Here is an 18481-nt window from a genome sequence, read left to right on the forward strand (position 1 = left end):
CCCCGCTACGCACCCCGAAACCGGAAGAGCCGGTTAAATTCCCTTCGGGCGGGAGTTCTCGGCGCCAATGACGGCATCGTCTCCGTCGCTGCACTTCTGCTCGGCGTCGTGGGGTCGGGGGCGTCGGCAAGCGCCATCCTCACCGCCGGCTTGGCCGCAACCGTATCGGGAGCCGCGTCGATGGCGCTGGGAGAATACGTCTCGGTGTCAGCGCAGCGTGACTCCGAACGGATGATGATAGCCAAGGAGACTCGCGAACTGGCGGAGCTTCCTGAACAAGAACACGCCGAACTCGTATCCATGTTGGCTGACTACGGCATGAACACCGCTACCGCAGACACCGCCGCACATGAGATCGCCGCCAAAGATAGGCTCTTGGAGGCACACCTGAGGCTGGAGATGGGCATCGATGGTGAGGACCTGACGAACCCTTGGCACGCCGCTTTCTGGTCGGCAGTATCTTTCCTTGCCGGTGCAGCGCTACCCCTCCTGTCAATCTTTATAGCCCCGATGAGCATGGCCGCAGCAGTCGTCGCCGTGATCACTCTCATTGCCCTGGCGATTACGGGCTACGTGTCTGCTCGCCTCGCCGGTACAAATGCCGCACGTTCCGTCTTCCGCCTCGTCATTGGTGGCGCGCTCGGGCTAGCCATTACCTATGGCATCGGCGTTGCCTTCGGCGGGGTCATCCGCTAGAAGGCCGCAAACCTCCCCAGCCCTTTGAGGCACAAAAAGTCCCACTCCCCTGTACATAATCACGGGAGTGGGACTTCTCTATCGTGCGCCTAAGAAGGCATGCTGTTTATCTACTCAGCGGAGCGCACAGCCTCAGCCTGCAGCGCCTGCGCCACAGCCTGAACAACGCCTGCGACCTTGACGCCTTCCCAAATCTGCTCCTTGGTCACGCCCTCCTCCAACAGAGTATTGGCGTGTGCAGTCAAGCAGTGCTCGCAGCCGTTGATAGCGGAGACAACGGTGCTCCACAGCTCAAACGTTGCCTTGTCTACGCCAGGCTTAGCAATGATGTTCATGCGCAGACCAAACTTGACCTGAGCGAAATCATCGCCCAACCAGCTCTTTGCGCGGTAGGCCACGTTGTTCATAGCCATCACCGTGGCGGAGCCGAGAGCTGCGTCAACTGCCTCTTCACTGAGGTGCTCGCGGGCTTCCTCAAGAATCTCCTTCAGGACCAGATCATTACGGGTGGCGGCCGCAGCAGCGACCAAGCTGCCCCACAGCTGCTCCTCATTCAGCTCGGTCGTACGCGTCAGCGTACCGATGTTGAGCTTCTGATCCTTGGCATACGCCGGAAGTGCGGACTTCAGGTTGTCGATGGACACTGAGTAACTCCTTTATGGTTGGACGGTTGTGCTTAGCGTTGTCTTACAGTGCGGACTGAACGACCTCGAGCTTGTCAATGTTCTTCGTCGGGTCATTAGCCTCCCAGTTGCAGGCACAAACCTCTTCGGACTGCAGCGCATCGAGCACGCGCAGAACCTCATCAACGTTGCGGCCCACAGCGTCCGGGGTCACGGACACGAACTGGATAACACCGTCCGGGTCAATGATGAAGGTCGCGCGGTCAGCAACACCGTCGGCATTCTCCACACCGAGGGCGCGGATGAGGTCGTGGCGAATATCAGAGAACATCGGGAACGGGACTTCCTTCAGCTCCGGGTGGGTTGCACGCCAGTTGAAGTGCGCAAACTCATTGTCGGTGGAGCCGCCGAGGATCTGGGTATCGCGGTCCTGGAATTCCTCATCCAGCTTGCCGAAGGCTGCGATCTCAGTCGGGCACACAAAGGTGAAGTCCTTCGGGTAGAAGAATACAACCTTCCACATCCCCTGGTACTTGTCCAAAGACACCTGCTCGAAGTAATCCTCCGGCTGGTTAGCGTTGACGTCGTGGAGGTCGCCGCCCTTCAGCGCAGTCAGTTCGAACTCTGGGAACTTCTCACCAACGGTCAAGATAGGCATAGAAGATTCAACTCCTTCAATAGTCACAACAATGCACAAAAGTGATGTAAATCTCTACGACCGCACACCATTCTACCTTTTAGCTGGTACGCAGCCGCTCGCTTGTTAAGTATGCCACGAACCCCCTCGCACGTCAATAGGCCCGACGAATTAGAGATGTTAGAGTTATAGGCATGAACAATAAGGAGTATCGCCCAACCCTCGCCCAGTTGCGCACCTTCGTCACGATTGCGGAGAACAAACACTTTGGCTCCGCGGCCGCCAAACTCGATATCTCCCAGCCTTCGCTCTCCCAAGCACTCGTCGCCCTCGAACAAGGCTTGGGAGTCCAGCTCATCGAGCGCTCTACCCGCAAAGTCATCGTGACGTCCACCGGCGAGGCGCTCCTCCCCTACGCCAAGGCAACGCTCGAAGCGTCCGATGCCTTCCTCAGCCAAGCCCACGGTGCAAGCGGTACGTTAACTGGCCCCCTCACCATCGGAATCATCCCCACCATCGCGCCCTATATTTTGCCGGGGCTGCTGAAATCCATCAGCGAAACCTACCCCGATCTAGAACCACGCTTCGTCGAGGAACAGACTCAACACCTGTTAGACAAGCTGCGCGAGGGCAGCTTAGACCTCGCTGTGGCCGCACTGCCCACCGAGGCCACCGGGATGGTCGAGACTCCTCTCTATAGCGAATCCTTTACCGTCGTAACACCGGCAGGACACCCGCTCGCGGGGCGCGAGGATCTCACACTCGAAGAGCTTGCAGACCTTGACCTTTTGCTGCTTGACGACGGCCACTGCCTCCGCGACCAAGTCCTCGACCTATGCCGTCGCGCCAAGGTAAACCCCTCCGAAGCCACCAATGCCGTCACCCGAGCATCGTCGCTGACCACTATCCTGCAGCTCGTCATGGGAAATCTAGGCACTACCCTTGTCCCTGAATCAGCGCTCGCAACGGAATGCCAAAACCCGCAGCTTGCGGTCGCCCGTTTCGCCCCCACGGTAACAGCGGAGCGCCCGGTTGGACTCGTTTTCCGATCGTCTGCTGCCCGCGCTGATGAATTTCGCGCCTTTGGCTCTTTGGTCACCGCCGCCTTCCAGGACGCTGCGGAACGCTCCCGAGCCCTCTTCCCGACCTCGTAATTCGAGCCCCCCAACTCTGATGGCATTAAAAACTACAACGCCGCCCTTGGCTTACCTCTTGTAGCCCGGCCCGCCTCGGTAGGCGGTGGCTAAACAAGCGGAAAGCTTAGGCGGCGTTGCGTTATAGGTCTGGTTTAGACCTTAAGCTGCGGGAGCATAACGACCCTGGCACTGGCGGCACAGGTGCGCTGTCGCCAGCTGAAGGGCCGGCGCGATAATAATCAGAGCCAAGCCCAAGGTAATAAGGGACGCGAAACCCAAGAGGCCAGACAGGACAATAAACAGCAAAAGGTGGCTGTAGTTTTCCTTGCCCAGCTTGAGTCCCTGGGAGAAAGCCTCGCCGATCGAGGAAGTATCGGCTGCCAACCAGGGCATGAGGGTAAAGAAGGGCTGAATAAACAGCGCAATCAACATCACTACAAGGAGCCCACCAAAGATGGAGCCAACGAGCGCGAAAACATCGCTCTGGCTGAGCTGCTCTGGGTTCTGGAGGTCCGTACCTTCCACACCGCCGAGGACCACCATAAACAGGACGACGATGACGATCACCAGGGCAATCGCTGCGAGAATGCCCAAGACAAGATTCACTACCAGCGGCGGCACCCAGCGAACTCCCTGGAACAGGGTTCCCCATGTGGGGCTCGGCTTATCGATTTCACGGTAGGCCAAACGATAAACAACCAGAGAAATGACAAAGGACAGGATAGACACCGCGAAGGAGAAGAGGTCCAACATGACGGAGGTCTCCGCCCCATCGGCACTCTGCGCACCAACGCTGATTCCAACTTGTGGGACAAACTGAATAGCAAGCACGACGACGGCTCCCAACACCCACAAAAGTGCGTTGCCGAGCGCGGCCTTGAATCCCCATTTGATCGCTTCGATAGCGCTGACTGGACCCGTATAGGCCGGACCGGCACCTGGGCCGAGGCCCTCTTGACCGGAGCTATTCCCATAGCTCGCACCGGCATAACCCGGCTGGCCAGCATCGTACCCACCATAGGACTGAGAGCCGTAAGCTCCGCCGCCATAGTTGCCATAGTTGCCGGATTGACCGAAACCAGCCTGGTCTTCTGGGTGGCTGGTGGGTTCATACTTTGGAAGTCCACCAGTGTTCCCGGAGGAATTACTGGGGCCGTTCTGCGGGTTGCTTCCGAACCCTCCGTTGGAGCCGTTGTCCTCCGGATTCGAACCAAAAGGATTAGTCATTGATTGTGCCCTTCTTTAATCATTGTTCACACAGTCACCACGAGGGTACCAATTTCTCTACCTGGACCTGTGAGCGACTAGCCTTCCGAGTAGACTTTTAGGTCAACTATGACTGCTACTCGCGAAGATCTTTACGGCGCTCTCACAACAGTTTCTTTGAGTGATGAGCGCGCATTCCGTCGCCGCCTGCGCAAGGCTCGTTCTCCCAAGGCCCTGGCTGCGATCCAGGCCGATATCACAGCCGCCCAAGACAAGGTGAGCACCATCGATGCCAACGTGCCGCCGATTACCTACCCCGAGGAGCTTCCCGTCACCGGACGCCGCGACGATATCGCCGAGGCGATCGAAAAGAATCAGGTAGTCATCATCGCTGGTGAAACCGGTTCGGGAAAGACCACACAGATTCCAAAAATCTGCCTGGAACTCGGCCGCGGCCGGCGGGGGCTCATTGGCCATACCCAGCCGCGGCGACTAGCAGCGCGTACCGTCGCCGAGCGCATTGCAGAAGAACTTGATCAGTCCATCGGGGACACAGTCGGCTATGCCATTCGCTTCGATGACAAAGTCTCCTCCACCACCGCCGTGAAGCTCATGACCGACGGCATCCTGCTGGCAGAGATGCAGCGCGACCGTTTCCTCAATGCCTACGACACGATCATTATCGATGAGGCACACGAGCGCTCACTCAACATCGACTTCCTCTTGGGCTACCTCAAGCGGCTGCTTCCCAAGCGTCCGGATCTGAAGGTCATCATCACCTCAGCAACGATTGATCCCGAGCGCTTCGCCGAACACTTCGCGGACGCTGGGGGCAAACCTGCCCCCATCATCGAGGTCTCCGGGCGCACCTACCCCGTGGAGATCCGCTACCGCCCGCTCGAGGTCGAATCGGGCGGCAAGACCATCGACCTCGATCCTCTCGACGCCCTCTGCGAAGCCATCGAGGAGCTCATGGCCGAAGGCGAAGGAGATATTCTGTGCTTCTTCCCCGGAGAGCGCGATATCCGCGACGCCATGGAGGCCATCGAGGGGCGCCACTGGCGCAACGTGGAGGTCACTCCGCTCTTCGGACGCCTGTCCAACCAGGAACAACATCGCGTTTTCCGCTCGCACCGCGGACGGCGCATCGTGCTCTCCACCAACATTGCTGAGACCTCATTGACGGTGCCCGGCATTCGCTACGTCGTGGATACGGGAACGGCGCGTATATCGCGCTATTCCACGCGCACCAAGGTGCAGCGCCTCCCCATCGAGCCGATCTCCCAAGCAAGCGCCAACCAGCGCTCGGGCCGCTGTGGCCGCGTTGCGGATGGCATCGCCATCCGCCTGTACAGCGAGCAGGATTTCCTATCCCGCCCGGAGTTTACGGATCCCGAGATTCTGCGCACCAACCTGGCCAGCGTCATCCTACAGATGATTTCGCTGCGCCTTGGGGACATTGCTGACTTCCCCTTTGTCCAACCCCCTGAGCCGAAGGCCGTACGAGACGGCCTACTTCTTCTGCACGAACTGGGCGCCCTCGAGGGCAAAGAAAAAGACGGACTACCTGTCCTGACCCGAATAGGACGCGATCTTGCCCGCATCCCCGTAGATCCACGCATGGCCCGCATGCTGGTCGAGGCCAAGACTTCCGGTTGTCTCCACGACGTCATGGTCATCGTTGCTGCCATGACGATTCAAGATGTGCGCGAGCGGCCCAGCGACAAGCAAGCTCAAGCCGACCAGGCACATGCCCGCTTCAAGGATAAAACCTCCGACTTTGTGGCCATGCTCAACCTGTGGGACTTTGTCCAGGAAGCTCGCGATGAGATGAGCGGCAATGCTTTCCGCAAACGGATGAAGGCCGACTTCCTGCACTATATGCGCATCCGCGAGTGGTTCGATCTGGTGCGGCAGCTGCGGGACGTCGCCAAGCAGCTCGGGTGGAAAGCCCAGGAAAGCACAGAGCGTCGCCCCGATGACATCCATATGGCCTTGCTTTCTGGACTGTTGTCTAATATCGGCGCGCGTGATGGCAACTCTAAGGAGTTCATTGGTGCACGCAATACCCGCTTCCTCGTCTTCCCCGGATCGGCACTGGCAAAGAAACCGCCCGAGTTCGTCATGGCGGCTGAGTTGGTGGAAACGTCGCGCCTGTGGGCGCGCGACGTTGCTGCCATCGACCCAGCATGGGTTGAAAAGCTGGCGAAGGATTTGCTGAAGCACAACTATTCTGACCCGACGTGGTCGCGAAAGCGCGGCTCTGCGGTCGTCACCCAACGCTCGACGCTTTATGGCGTCACTGTTGTCGCCGACCGGACCGTGCCCTATCACCGCGTGGATCCTGAGGCAGCGCGCGATATGTTCATCCGTAACGCGCTAGTCGACGGCGACTGGACCACCCACCACCACTTCTTCCACGACAACAAGCGCAAACTCGCCGAGGCCTCCGAATATGAGGAGAAGGCCCGCCGGCGCGGACTCGTCGTGGACGAAGACAGTCTCTTCGATTTCTACGATCAGCGAATCCCTGCGTCTGTCACCACCGCTCGGCATTTCGATTCCTGGTGGAAAAAGCAGAAGAACAAGCATTCCTTGGACTTCGACCCAGAAGCGCTCCTTGAGGAGGACCACGATGTCACCGAGGATGCCTTCCCCGACCGCTGGTTGAAGGGAAGCATCGACTACGACTTGTCCTACAAGTTCGAGCCGGGCGATCCACTCGACGGTGTCACGCTCATGGTTCCCGTCCCGCTCCTCGCGGGGTTGGACACAGAAGGCTTCGATTGGCTGGTACCGGGCCTGCGCCTAGAGCTCATAACAGAGCTTATTCGCTCGCTGCCGAAGGCGCTTCGACGCACCGTGGTTCCGGCACCCGAGTTCGCTGAACGCGCACTGCCCAAGCTCTTGCCCTATGAGGGCACACTCACCGAGCAACTCGCTGCGATTTTGCAAGAGATGGGCGGCCAAGGCATCAACGCCGGCGATTTCCGCCCCGACCAGCTCCCTCCGCATCTGCGCATGAACTATGCCGCAGTGGACAAGCGGGGCAAGGTCATCGACTCAGACCGCAACTTGCAGGCTCTGGTCCAACGCCAAGCCGGCCACATTTCCTCCTCGGTCTCACGCGTTGGCCGCGCCGCCGAATCCACTGCGGTCAAGGAATGGACGGAGGATACGCTCGGCGCCATCGATGAGGAAGTGGTAACCGTCGTCGATGGGCATGAGGTCACCGCCTACCCCGCGCTCGTAGCGACCAAGGACGGCGTGGCGCTCAAGGTCCATCCCACCAAGGCGGCTGCCGACGCCTCCATGATCACCACCACCCTAACCTTGCTGCTCCGAGAAATTACGGTGAATACGCAGCAGATGGTCAAAGGGCTTCCTCTACAGCAGCGGGTAGCCGTCGACTCCTACCCCCACGGCGGGGCGGAAGGACTTGTCAGCGATGCCCGGGTAGCCGCAGTACGCGACATCATGATGGAAAAGGGCGGCCCCGTGCGCACCCCCGGTGACTTCAATGCATTGCTCAACGCGGTCAAACCGGAGGTCCCGGGCAGAGTGCGCCAGGCAGTCGTTGCAATTGCGCCGGGCCTGGCAGAGTATTCCAATCTGAATGCTGAGCTGAAGCACTGGGAGGGGCCGGCCATCGATGATATTCGGGCCCAGCTCAATTTCCTGTTGCCCGCGCACGCCATCACCGTCCACGGGATCCAACATCTGCGCCATCTACCGCGCTATATCCAGGCCGCGCGCATCAGGCTTGAGGAAATGAACGTGGACCCGGACCGCGATGCTGACCGGCAGGCAGACGTCGACGAGGCCAAAGCCTATGTGGCCAATCGGTTGCGTTCCCTGCCTCCTGGCCGTGAAAAGACGCGTGAGGTTAAAGACATCTACTGGATGATTGAGGAACTGCGCGTATCGCTCTTCGCACAACGCCTGGGCACTGCCCACGCGGTGTCTTTGAGGAGAATCCAAAAGGCAGTGGATAAATTACGCTAAAAGCTATCGCGGTCGCGCCGACGCATGAGGCGGATTTCTGATTCGAAGTCGTCGGCGCTTTCAAAAGACTTATACACGGACGCAAAGCGCAGGTAGGCCACTTCATCGAGATCTCGCAGAGGTTCCAGGATGGCAAGGCCGATGTCATTGGCGTTTACTTGCGAGGAGCCGTGACTGCGCACGGTCTCTTCAACTTCTTGAGCGAGCTTCTTCAAAGCATCATCGCTAACGTCGCGCCCCTGACATGCACGTTTGACGCCTCGGATCAGCTTGTCGCGACTGAAAGGCTCAGCCAAGCCATTTCGCTTGACTACTGACAAGACTGCTTTCTCGATGGTGGTGAAGCGACCTTTGCACGCGGCGCATTCGCGACGCCGCCGGATCGAGGTTCCACTGTCGATCACGCGCGAGTCAATAACGCGTGATTGTTCGTTGTGACAGAACGGGCAATACACAGTGCCGTATCCTTCCTTTCGACCAATGCGCACATGCTGCTGGCCCAAGGAATTCTAGCGCGAAGACACGACCGTCGTGGACGAAGAGGTGCTCGCACTGTCAACCTCACTATCGATACTGAGGCCACCCCATACTGTGCCGATGAATACCGCGGCGCCAAAGACTGCTCCGAGCACATAGTTACCTACGTTCGACCGACTACGACGGCTGCCCGATGTTGCTCCGGCGGCCGAAACCTGGGAATTCACCGGATTTTCCGGACGGCACTGTGTTCTATCGTTTACGGCAAGAGTTCGAACACGAGACGGCCCATACGGAAGGTTGCGCGGGGCATCAGACGTGAGCGACCGAGACTGAGCGGGATCCCAGACCGCCGCTGGCGGCACTAGCACAGCCCGATTACTAGACTTCTCGAGGGCCACCCCGCGCAGTACAGAGGCATTGTTTAATGCGATAGCCATGACGGTTCCTTTCTAGGTCTTCCTTATTCAATGAGACAATGCCCGAAGTGTACGAACAAAGCCCGACATTTTCGAACATCACCTTCGATCAACCGTTCGATTTGGTGTGTATGTTCGATTTATAGCAGGCCTTCGAAAATTTGTCCACACTCGGGCGGCGTTAGTCGAACATTTTTTCTTTCCGTGCTAAAAAGGGAAGCGGAAGTATCACCAGCAGCCCACTCCCACTTATGTCCGGCACACCAAAGCCGCGCACATCATCTCTGCACACCCCGACAGTTCCTAGGAGCAAGAATGGCCCGCAATCCAAAGCGAAGCGACCACCCTTCCCTCGATTCACTTTCCCCTCGCCAACGCCGCATCTTGGAAGTAATCCATGACGCCGTCATGTTGCGCGGCTATCCGCCAAGCATCCGCGAAATCGGTGACGCAACAGGCCTCCAGTCCACCTCGTCCGTGGCCTATCAGTTAAAGCAGCTGGAAGAGAAGGGCTTCCTTCGCCGCGATCCAAACAAGCCACGAGCTGTTGATGTGCGCCATTTCCCCGGCGCCGACGACCCCAAAAAGCCCGGACGAAAGACCGGGCAGGCAATCGCATCATCGGGAACCTCCACCCCTGACGCACCCGAAGACGCCGCCACCCCAAACTACATTCCTGTTGTGGGCCGCATTGCTGCTGGTTCCCCCATCACCGCCGAGGAGAACATCGACGCCTACTTCCCCATGCCGGGTGAAATCCTAGGCAGCGGCGAACTATACATGCTGCAAGTCGTGGGAGATTCAATGCAGGATGCGGGAATCCTCAACGGGGATTGGGTTATTATTCGCTCGCAGTCTGTTGCAGAAGAAGGCGAGTTCGTAGCCGCACTTTTGGACGGTGAAGAAGCGACCGTGAAGGAATTTCACCGAGATTCCTCCGGTGTATGGCTCCTCCCCCACAACGACGCCTACTCACCCATCAAGGGCGATGAAGCCGAAATCATGGGCAAGGTAGTATCCGTATTCCGCAAACTCTAGAAACCATCCACCTCAGCGCTCCCTCAGGCCTTCCCCGCTCCACACCAATCACCCACTCGGTGCGGGCGAACCGGACTGGGGGATTGTTTCTTTTTACCCCCTTGTGTGTGTACATGCCCGATTTCGACCGTTTTAGCGTCCGAGATCACACATTCGGATACTTGCAGTACAACTATAGGTTTTAGTGACTAAGGCACGCATTCGATGTGAGCTTTTCTTTGTTTAGTTCCGTTTTGTTCGCATTCAGTGGGACAATAGAAGTATCGCCACAACATCCGTTGTTCTTTTCGTTCACACGCCCCAGCCCCTTTTCCTTCACCGGCGGGCGCAGTGACCACCACAAGGCAGACTTCATTTGGAGGAACCATGTACGCAGAAGAGCGTCGCCGACAAATTGCGTCATTGACCGCTGTAGAAGGACGAGTCAATGTCACAGAGCTCTCCGAGCGCTTCGATGTCACCGCTGAGACGATTCGCCGCGATCTCGCGGTCTTGGACCGAGAGGGAGTTGTGCACCGAGTTCATGGCGGTGCAGTCGCCTCCCAATCCTTCCAGACCGCCGAATTCACCCTTGATACTCGCCAACGTTCGGCCACGGGCGCCAAAATGGCAATCGCACGCGCCGCACTAGAGCAGCTTCCCGACGGAGGAAGCATCTTTCTCGATGCCGGAACCACCACGAATGCGCTTGCCGATCTCATAGGCCAGCGCTACTCGGCCGGGCAATTCAGCATTGTGTCGAATAGTCTCCCGATCGCTCTTTCACTAGCCAGCAACGGGGTATCTGACGTCCAGCTGCTGGGAGGCACCGTGCGCGCGATTACCCAGGCCGTCGTCGGTGACACTGCGCTTCGCACCATGGCCCTGATGCGTGCTGACGTCGCCTTCATCGGAACCAATGCTCTAACCATTGACCACGGGCTCTCTACGGCCGATTCGCAAGAGGCGGCTATCAAGTCAGCATTCGTCACCAATGCACACCGCGTTGTCGTGCTGTGTGATTCATCGAAGTTGGGCAACGACTACTTGGTCAGCTTTGCATCACTCGATGAGATTGATGTCGTCATTACCGACGCTGCCGCCCCCGATTCCTACGTTGAGGCTCTGCGCGAGCACGGCATCGAGGTGATTGTCGCCGCGGACAAGTAGGCGCTTTCACCAATAGATCAATTCAGCACCCATAGATCAATTCAGGAGGTGTGCACCCCGCATGATGAGGGCGCACACCTCCTGTGCAATTCAGCGCTCTAAGCGGACTGGTATTCCTCCAGCAGCGCAATCACTGCGGCACGAGCGTCCGCTGGGCTTTCGGCGTTGACAGCCGCCTCTGCCATCTTCTGGCACTGCTCAAGGCTGAGCTCAGCCAGCTGCGCACCGACGCCAGCAACCGCAGTCGACGCCGCCGACAGCGAAGTCACACCTAGGCCAGTCAACACGCAGGCAAGCATGGGATCAGCTGCGGCTTCGCCACAGACGCCAACCGGAACGTTGTTATCGCGCCCCACCACGCAGGTGTGCTGAATCAGGCGAAGGACAGCAGGCTGCCACGGATCGGTCAAGTAGGCCAGCTGCGGCGACAGACGGTCCGCGGCCATGGTGTACTGCGTCAGATCATTGGTACCAATGGACACGAAATCGAGGTGCGGCATGATGGTATCCGCCATCAAGGCTGCGGCGGGAACCTCAATCATCGCACCGGCAGTCAAACCGCGCTCGCGGCACAGACCAGCGAACCATTTCGCTTCCACTGCTGTAGCCACCATCGGCGCCATAACCCACGTCGTAGCCCCATCTCCGCGCTTTTCCGCGGCTTGGGCGATAGCGTCGAGCTGACGAGTCAACAGCGCCTCGTTGTCGCGGGCGATGCGCAAACCACGAACGCCCAATGCGGGGTTTTCTTCCGAGTCCAAGGTGGCATAGGAAATCGGCTTATCCGAACCGGCGTCGAGCGTGCGTACAACGACCTTGGACTCCGGGAAAGCGTTGAAAACCTTGCCGTAGATGCGCGCTTGCTCCTCGACGGTCGGTTCCTCGCTGGCAGAGAGGAAGGACAGCTCCGTGCGGTATAGGCCGATGCCTTCTGCCTGCGAGTCAGAGGCAATGCGGGCCGCGTTTCCGTCAGCAACGTTGGCCAGCAACTGCACGCGATGACCATCCTTGGTCTGGGCTGGTCCCCGCCACTGGGCAACTCGTGCCGCCTTCTCACGGTATTCCTCCACGGCCTTCAGCGCGGAGGCACGATCTGCACCCAGGGACACCGATCCTACGGAGCCATCGACGAAGAGCTGGGTGCCAGCCTCAATCGTTCGCAGCTTAGCGCCCACTGCCACGATGCAGGGAAGATCAAGCTGGCGAGCAATAATTGCGGTGTGGCTGGTTGGCCCGCCAAGCTCGGTCACGAGCGCCTTGATGTGAGTGGTGTCCAAGGTTGCGGTATCCGCCGGGGCTAGATCGTCAGCCAGCAGTACAGCCTCTCCTTCGACCATGGGTAGGCCCGGCTCTTGCTCACCGCGCAGCTGAGCAATCACTCGATCGCGCACGTCCTTGAGGTCCGTCGTGCGCTCAGCCATGACGCCGCCGGCGGCCTCAAACATGGTGACAAACCTGTCCGTGGCCCCCACAACTGCATACTCGGCGTTCTTACCGCCGCGAATACCCTTGCGCACTGCCTTGTGCCAGCCTCGATCCTTGACCATTCCGGCGGTTGCGCCAAGAACTTCAGCCGCTTGGCCTTCGGCCCCAGCTGCGCGCTGTTCTAACCGGCTAGCAACCATATCTACCGCTTCGAGGAAGCGATCGTATTCGGCATCACGTTGCTCTTCCGCCACGGTTTCTCCAGCCGTGGGCAGTTCTGGGCGTGGGCGGACCCACACCGCCTCAGCGTATGCAACGCCAGCGACGACGCCGGTGCCTTTAATGATGGATGGGGATGCGTTTTCCATGACACATTTCCTTACGGAGACGATGTTTTCTCTTTCCAGATCATCACAAGTCGGCCAAAAATGCAACGAAACCCACAGTGATTCCATTGACATTCGGACACATACGGGCAATAATCAACATTAAGCAACATTAATTTCACGCTGACAACGGGCAATCCGCACCGAAGCTCTTGTTCACGCCGCTGAGGCGCGTTTGCCCCCAATATACGCACTCCGCGAAAGGGGACATTCTCCACGATGATCCTTACTTTGACCCCCAACCCGAGCATCGACGCCACCGTGCGCTTGAACGAGGAACTCGAACCTGGTGCTGTTCACCGCGCAGGATCCGTCTCCAGCGTTGCCGGTGGTAAAGGCGTCAACGTTACGCACGCGGTAACGCTCGCCAACGTCGACAGCCTGGCGCTGCTCCCCGCCGTTGCCTCCGATCCTTTCCTGGTCCTCGCGGCCGACGCATCGATTCCCGTGCAGGCCGTGCCCACTCACAGCGCGGTGCGTACCAACACCACTCTGACCGAGCCGAATGGCCGCACGACCAAGCTCAATGGCCCCGGCGCCACGCTCGATGCGGACGTGCAGCAAGCCGTTGTACAGGCACTCGCAGAACACTGCGCCGACGCCGAGTGGTTAGTCATGGCAGGTTCTCTCCCCCAAGGCGTTCCCACCGACTGGTACACGCAGCTCATCCGGGTAGCCCGCGAAGCCAACCCTGACCTCCGCATAGCCGTCGATACCTCTGATGCGCCCATGGTGGCTCTCGGTGACAACCTCGAAGTAACCAGCCCCGACCTCATCAAGCCAAACGGCCTCGAGCTGGGCCAGCTTGCAGGTGTCGATGGTCAGGCCCTTGAGGCCGCCGCCGAAGACGGCGACTTCAGCGGAGTGGTTGAGGCCGCGAGGGTCGTCGTCAAGCGCGGCATCCCCGAGGTTCTTGTCACCCTGGGTGGCGCTGGCGCGGTGCTGGTCACGGCCAATGAAGCATGGGCTGCTACTCCCCCGCCGATTACCCTGCGCTCCACCGTGGGTGCCGGCGATTCTTCGCTCTCCGGCTATATCCTCGCCCGCCGCTCCGGCGCCTCGTACCCCGAGGCCCTGCGCCAGGCTGTGGCCTACGGTTCAGCAGCCGCAGCACTCCCGGGAACCCAAATTCCAACCCCCGAAGAACTAGATATCGAACACACGACGGTTTCGGCCGTCACCGGCCTTTAGCAGTACTGAGGAGTACCTACCGATGTCATCACAACTCATCACCACCGACCTCGTGGCGCTCGACGCCGACTTCGGTGACAGCATCGAATCAGTCATTACCAATCTGGCCTCGCTTGTTCACGACACCGGCCGCGCTACCTCCGTGGACGAGCTGGCAGGCCCGGCCATCGCGCGTGAAGCCAAAGCCGGCACCGGTGTCCCCGGCGGCGTTGCCATCCCGCACTGCCGCTCTGCTGCCGTGTCTGAACCCACCCTGGCCTTCGCCCGTCTCTCGCGCGGGGTCGACTTCTCCGGCCCCGACGGTGACGCCCACTTGGTGTTCCTCATCGCTGCTCCGGAAGGAGGCGGCAAGGCCCATCTGAAGATTCTCTCGAAGCTCGCTCGCGCGCTGGTGAAGAAGGACTTCCTGGAAGCCCTTCGAACTGCGAAGACCAAAGAAGAGATCGTCTCCCTCGTCCTCGACGTTGTCAACGCAGAAAAGCCGAAGAAGAAGGCTGCAGCTACCGAATCAGCATCCACTGCAGGTGCGAGTGCAGCGGCAGCGGCTCCTGCTTCGAGCAAGACTGCAGAGTCGAAGAAGACGCGCATCGTGGCCGTCACCGCATGCCCGACCGGCATTGCTCACACGTACATGGCTGCCGATGCCCTCACTCAAACCGCCGAGGAACGCGACGACGTCGAGCTCACCGTGGAGACCCAGGGGTCCTCCAACAACACCTCTGTTTCGGCAGACACGATTGCGGCTGCCGACGCCGTGATTTTCGCTACCGACGTGGGCGTTCGTGACCGTGAGCGCTTCGCCGGCAAGCCGGTCATCGAATCTGGCGTCAAGCGCGCCATCAACGAACCGGGCGTGATGATCGATGAGGCCATCGCCGCCTCGAAGAACCCCAACGCGCACAAGGTGGCAGGAACTGCCGGCGCGTCCTCCTCTAGCGCTGAGGAAGATGGCCAGGGTCTGGGCTGGGGCAAGCGTATTCAGCAAGCCATCATGACCGGCGTTTCTTACATGGTTCCGTTTGTTGCCGCGGGCGGCCTCCTCCTGGCACTGGGATTCCTCTTCGGTGGCTACGACATGGCCAACGGTTGGCAGGCCATCACCACCGACTACTCGCTGACCAACTTGCCGAGCCATGACGTCATGGTCGACGGCGAAATGATGACCTTCAAGAAGGCAGGGTTCGCCCTGTACATCGGCGCCGTGCTCTTCGCCATCGGTCAAGCATCGATGGGATTCATCGTCGCGGCGCTCTCCGGCTACATCGCCTTCGCGCTGGCAGGCCGCCCAGGCATCGCGCCGGGCTTCGCGGGTGGTGCCATTGCCGTGACTCTCGGCGCTGGCTTCATCGGCGGTCTTGTCACCGGTCTCATTGCTGGCTTTGTTGCGATGTGGATTGGCAAGTGGAAGGTACCGCGTTGGATCGGCTCCCTCATGCCTGTCGTTATCATCCCGCTGCTCGCCACGATGATCACTGGCTTGCTCATGTACCTGCTTCTCGGCGCCCCGCTGGCCGCCATCATGGAGGGCCTGCAGAACTGGCTGTCCTCGATGTCTGGTTCCTCCGCTGTCCTTCTGGGCATCATCCTCGGCCTGATGATGTGCTCCGACCTGGGTGGCCCGGTCAACAAGGCTGCCTACCTCTTCGCCACCGCAGGCCTGTCCACGGGCGACGAGGCCTCCATGAAGATCATGGCCGCCGTCATGGCCTCCGGCATGGTTCCGCCAATTGCACTGTCCATCGCGACCTTTGTGCGCAAGAACCTGTTCACGCCTGCGGAGCAGGAGAATGGTAAGTCCGCGTGGCTGCTGGGCCTGTCTTTCGTCTCCGAGGGCGCCATTCCGTTCGCTGCCGCCGACCCGCTGCGTGTCATCCCTTCGATGATGCTCGGTGGCGCGGTCACTGGTGCGCTGTCGATGTCCCTGGACGTCATGTCTCGCGCCCCGCACGGCGGAATCTTCGTTATCTTCGCCATCGAACCTGCGTGGGCGTACTTCGTGGCCATCCTTGCCGGCGTCATCGTGTCCACCATCGCGGTCATCGCGATGAAGCGATTCTGGCCCAACAAGGCTGCTGAAGAGGCTGCAGCAAAGGCCGACATGGCCAAGGCTGCCGCCTAACCCTTAACCCGCGTACACTTGTAAGCACGAAATACCGTAATTCGAAAGGATTATCATCATGGCTTCTAAGACCGTCAAGGTTGGTTCCTCCGTCGGACTGCACGCACGTCCGGCTTCCATCATCGCAGACGCTGCCGCTGAGTTCGATGAGGACATCTTCCTCGCCCTCGTTGGCGATGAGGACGAGGATGAGACCGATGCTGCTTCCTCCCTCATGATCATGGCTCTCGGCGCCGAGCAGGGCGACGAAGTCACCGTGACCTCCGAGAACGAGGCGGCTGTCGAGAAGATCGCCGGCCTCATCGAGCAGGACCTCGACGCTTCCTAAAGCACTTCCCGTTTATAGAACGGCAGCTCCCGCTTCCCTCTTGCGCTGAGGGTGGCGGGAGCTTTTCGTTGCTTGGTTGTCTAGCAAAAGGTTCTAGTCATCGGGCTCTACTCAAACGGTTTTGCTGGGGGCAAGGAAACCATATAGAGGTGCCTATAAGGTTCACTTGACCCCAAGAAAACCTTCTGACCCGAACCATGTGAGTAGAACCATGTGGATGCGCTGCCTCATACCGCAGAGGGACCGAAGTAAAAGCACCTTATGCAGACTTCTGCACACATTCACCTGTGGTTTTGCATAAATACGCGTCCAGATGGTGCTTTTGCTCCGGTCCCTTATCCTCGCTAGTCGGCGGAAGCGCCTCTAGTACTTCGCGCCGCGGCCTTCACCGATGGTGCCGTAAAGCTTCTTCATCACTGGGTAGAGCACGATGATGCCGACGGAGCCCCAGGCAATGCCTTCGAGGGTCACGCCGAAGACGTCGAGCGTGAGGTTGCCAATGCCCGCGATGAGCGCCACTGCCGCCGCAGTGAGGTTCACCGGGTTGTTGAAGTTGACCTTGTTGTCCATCCAGATACGCACGCCAAGCATGCCGATGAGGCCGTAGAGGACGATGCAAGCACCGCCCAGCACGCCGGTGGGGATGGTGAAGATAAGCGCGCCAAACTTCGGGATGAAGGCCAGCGCGATAGCGGTAACAGCAGCCACCCAATAGGCGGCCGTCGAGTAGACACGGGTGGCGGCCATGACTCCGATGTTCTCCGCGTAGGTTGTGGTGCCGGAACCACCGAAACCACCGGCCAGGGAGGTGGCCAGGCCGTCCGCGATGAGAGCATCGCCAGCGAGATCATCGAGGTCGCGCTTGGTCATCTCAGAGACCGCCTTAACGTGGCCGACATTTTCAGCAATCAGAACGACCAACACCGGAAGTGCTGCCGCGATGGCTGAAACGTGGAACTCCGGCGCATGGAACTGCGGGAAGCCAATCCAAGCCGCCTCGCGGATAGACTCCACCGCGCCCTCACCGAGGTTGCCTGTGGCGGCCGCGAAAGCCCAGCCGACGACGACACCAATCAGAATCGACAGACGCGAAACCATGCCCCGCCCAGCGACAGTGGCGAGGATGATGACCGCCAGCGTCACCGTGGCAACCAGCGGCTGGCTCGAATAGTTGGTGGCCGCATTGGGAGCCAAGTTGAGGCCGATCAGCGCAACAATGGCACCGGTGACGGCCGGCGGCATGACAGCGTCGAGGACCTTTCGGCCCGCCGCCTTCACCGCGAGACCAATGGCCACCAAGACCAGGCCAGTCACGAGGACGGAACCTGCCTGCGCGCCAATGCCGTACTGCTGGGAGGCGCTCAACGGCGCAATGAACGCGAAGGAGGAACCTAGGTAAGAAGGCAGGCGGTTGCGGGTAATCAGGAGGAACAGTATCGTTCCCAAACCCGAAAACAGTAGCGTCGTGTTGACCGGGAATCCGGTCAGGGTGGGCACGAGCAACGTCGCGCCGAACATGGCCACCACGTGCTGCATGCCGATGCCGATGGTGCGGCCCCAGCTCAATCGTTCTTCGGGTGCGACAACCGCGCCCGGCTTAATCGTCTTTCCGTCCCCGTGGACGGCCCAGCCAAAATTACTCACGA

At 59.6% G+C, this 18481-nt stretch carries 14 protein-coding genes; 8 read left to right on the top strand and 6 right to left on the bottom strand.

Translation table 11 applies throughout. The features are described 5' to 3' along the window. Nucleotides 1-696, top strand: a 696-nt coding sequence (locus tag HMPREF2822_RS10575) for a VIT1/CCC1 transporter family protein (protein ID WP_232755685.1), incomplete at its 5' end; no start/stop codon positions are given. 110 nt (nt 697-806) lie between these two features. On the opposite strand, the gene HMPREF2822_RS10580 is transcribed toward HMPREF2822_RS10575, so the two are convergent. Beyond that, nucleotides 807-1340 carry an alkylhydroperoxidase, AhpD family gene (locus HMPREF2822_RS10580; RefSeq protein ID WP_070524463.1) on the bottom strand — a complete coding sequence of 178 codons (534 nt, stop codon included), beginning with the start codon at nt 1338-1340 and terminating at the stop codon, nt 807-809. A gap of 43 nt (nt 1341-1383) precedes the next feature. Continuing rightward, the gene (locus HMPREF2822_RS10585; RefSeq protein WP_070524465.1) at nt 1384-1977 is read right to left on the bottom strand and encodes a peroxiredoxin; all 594 of its coding nucleotides are present in this window, start codon (nt 1975-1977) and stop codon (nt 1384-1386) included. A gap of 173 nt (nt 1978-2150) precedes the next feature. On the opposite strand from HMPREF2822_RS10585, the gene HMPREF2822_RS10590 reads away from it, so the two are divergent. Further along, nucleotides 2151-3110, top strand: a complete 960-nt coding sequence (locus HMPREF2822_RS10590) for a hydrogen peroxide-inducible genes activator (RefSeq protein WP_070524467.1) — start codon at nt 2151-2153, stop codon at nt 3108-3110. A 141-nt stretch (nt 3111-3251) separates the two neighbouring features. Here the strand turns inward: HMPREF2822_RS10590 and HMPREF2822_RS10595 are convergent, their stop codons facing one another. Continuing rightward, nucleotides 3252-4319 (bottom strand): ABC transporter ATP-binding protein, encoded by a 1068-nt coding sequence (locus HMPREF2822_RS10595; RefSeq protein ID WP_070524469.1) that lies wholly within the window; start codon nt 4317-4319, stop codon nt 3252-3254. Nucleotides 4320-4427: 108 nt separating this feature from the next. Between HMPREF2822_RS10595 and hrpA the strand changes: the two genes are divergently transcribed. Then, on the top strand, nt 4428-8303 hold the full coding sequence (hrpA, locus tag HMPREF2822_RS10600; protein WP_070524471.1) for an ATP-dependent RNA helicase HrpA: 3876 nt from the start codon (nt 4428-4430) through the stop codon (nt 8301-8303). Here hrpA and nrdR read toward each other — a convergent pair. Further along, complete coding sequence (gene nrdR, locus HMPREF2822_RS10605) at nt 8300-8758, bottom strand: transcriptional regulator NrdR (RefSeq protein ID WP_010190258.1); 459 nt, start codon at nt 8756-8758, stop codon at nt 8300-8302. The genes hrpA and nrdR overlap by 4 nt on opposite strands. Nucleotides 8759-9514: 756 nt before the next feature. Between nrdR and lexA the strand changes: the two genes are divergently transcribed. Together lexA and HMPREF2822_RS10615 are read left to right on the top strand one after the other, a co-directional pair. Continuing rightward, nucleotides 9515-10237 carry a transcriptional repressor LexA gene (gene lexA, locus HMPREF2822_RS10610; protein WP_070524473.1) on the top strand — a complete coding sequence of 241 codons (723 nt, stop codon included), beginning with the start codon at nt 9515-9517 and terminating at the stop codon, nt 10235-10237. A 366-nt stretch (nt 10238-10603) separates the two neighbouring features. Continuing rightward, nucleotides 10604-11386 carry a DeoR/GlpR family DNA-binding transcription regulator gene (locus HMPREF2822_RS10615; RefSeq protein WP_070524475.1) on the top strand — a complete coding sequence of 261 codons (783 nt, stop codon included), beginning with the start codon at nt 10604-10606 and terminating at the stop codon, nt 11384-11386. A gap of 98 nt (nt 11387-11484) precedes the next feature. Here HMPREF2822_RS10615 and ptsP read toward each other — a convergent pair whose 3' ends face one another. Continuing rightward, a complete protein-coding gene (gene ptsP, locus HMPREF2822_RS10620; protein ID WP_070524477.1) occupies nt 11485-13179 on the bottom strand; it encodes a phosphoenolpyruvate--protein phosphotransferase in 1695 nt (564 codons plus the stop codon). A 237-nt stretch (nt 13180-13416) separates the two neighbouring features. Here ptsP and HMPREF2822_RS10625 point away from each other — a divergent pair, with 237 nt between their 5' ends. From HMPREF2822_RS10625 to HMPREF2822_RS10635, 3 genes are read left to right on the top strand one after another with little or no spacing between them, the layout of a single operon-like run. Beyond that, the gene (locus HMPREF2822_RS10625; protein ID WP_070524479.1) at nt 13417-14388 is read left to right on the top strand and encodes a 1-phosphofructokinase family hexose kinase; all 972 of its coding nucleotides are present in this window, start codon (nt 13417-13419) and stop codon (nt 14386-14388) included. A 22-nt stretch (nt 14389-14410) separates the two neighbouring features. After that, nucleotides 14411-16507: a PTS fructose transporter subunit IIABC gene (locus HMPREF2822_RS10630; protein WP_070524481.1), complete on the top strand. Its 2097-nt coding sequence runs from the start codon at nt 14411-14413 to the stop codon at nt 16505-16507. Nucleotides 16508-16565: 58 nt separating this feature from the next. Beyond that, entirely contained in the window at nt 16566-16835 is a 270-nt protein-coding gene (locus HMPREF2822_RS10635) for an HPr family phosphocarrier protein (RefSeq protein ID WP_070524483.1), read from the top strand. 363 nt (nt 16836-17198) lie between these two features. On the opposite strand, the gene HMPREF2822_RS10640 is transcribed toward HMPREF2822_RS10635, so the two are convergent. Further along, nucleotides 17199-18479, bottom strand: a complete 1281-nt coding sequence (locus HMPREF2822_RS10640) for a uracil-xanthine permease family protein (protein ID WP_070524486.1) — start codon at nt 18477-18479, stop codon at nt 17199-17201. Nucleotides 18480-18481: the final 2 nt, after the last annotated feature.

Source organism: Corynebacterium sp. HMSC062E11 (assembly GCF_001811845.1).
In the GTDB taxonomy this organism is placed as follows: domain Bacteria; phylum Actinomycetota; class Actinomycetes; order Mycobacteriales; family Mycobacteriaceae; genus Corynebacterium; species Corynebacterium hesseae.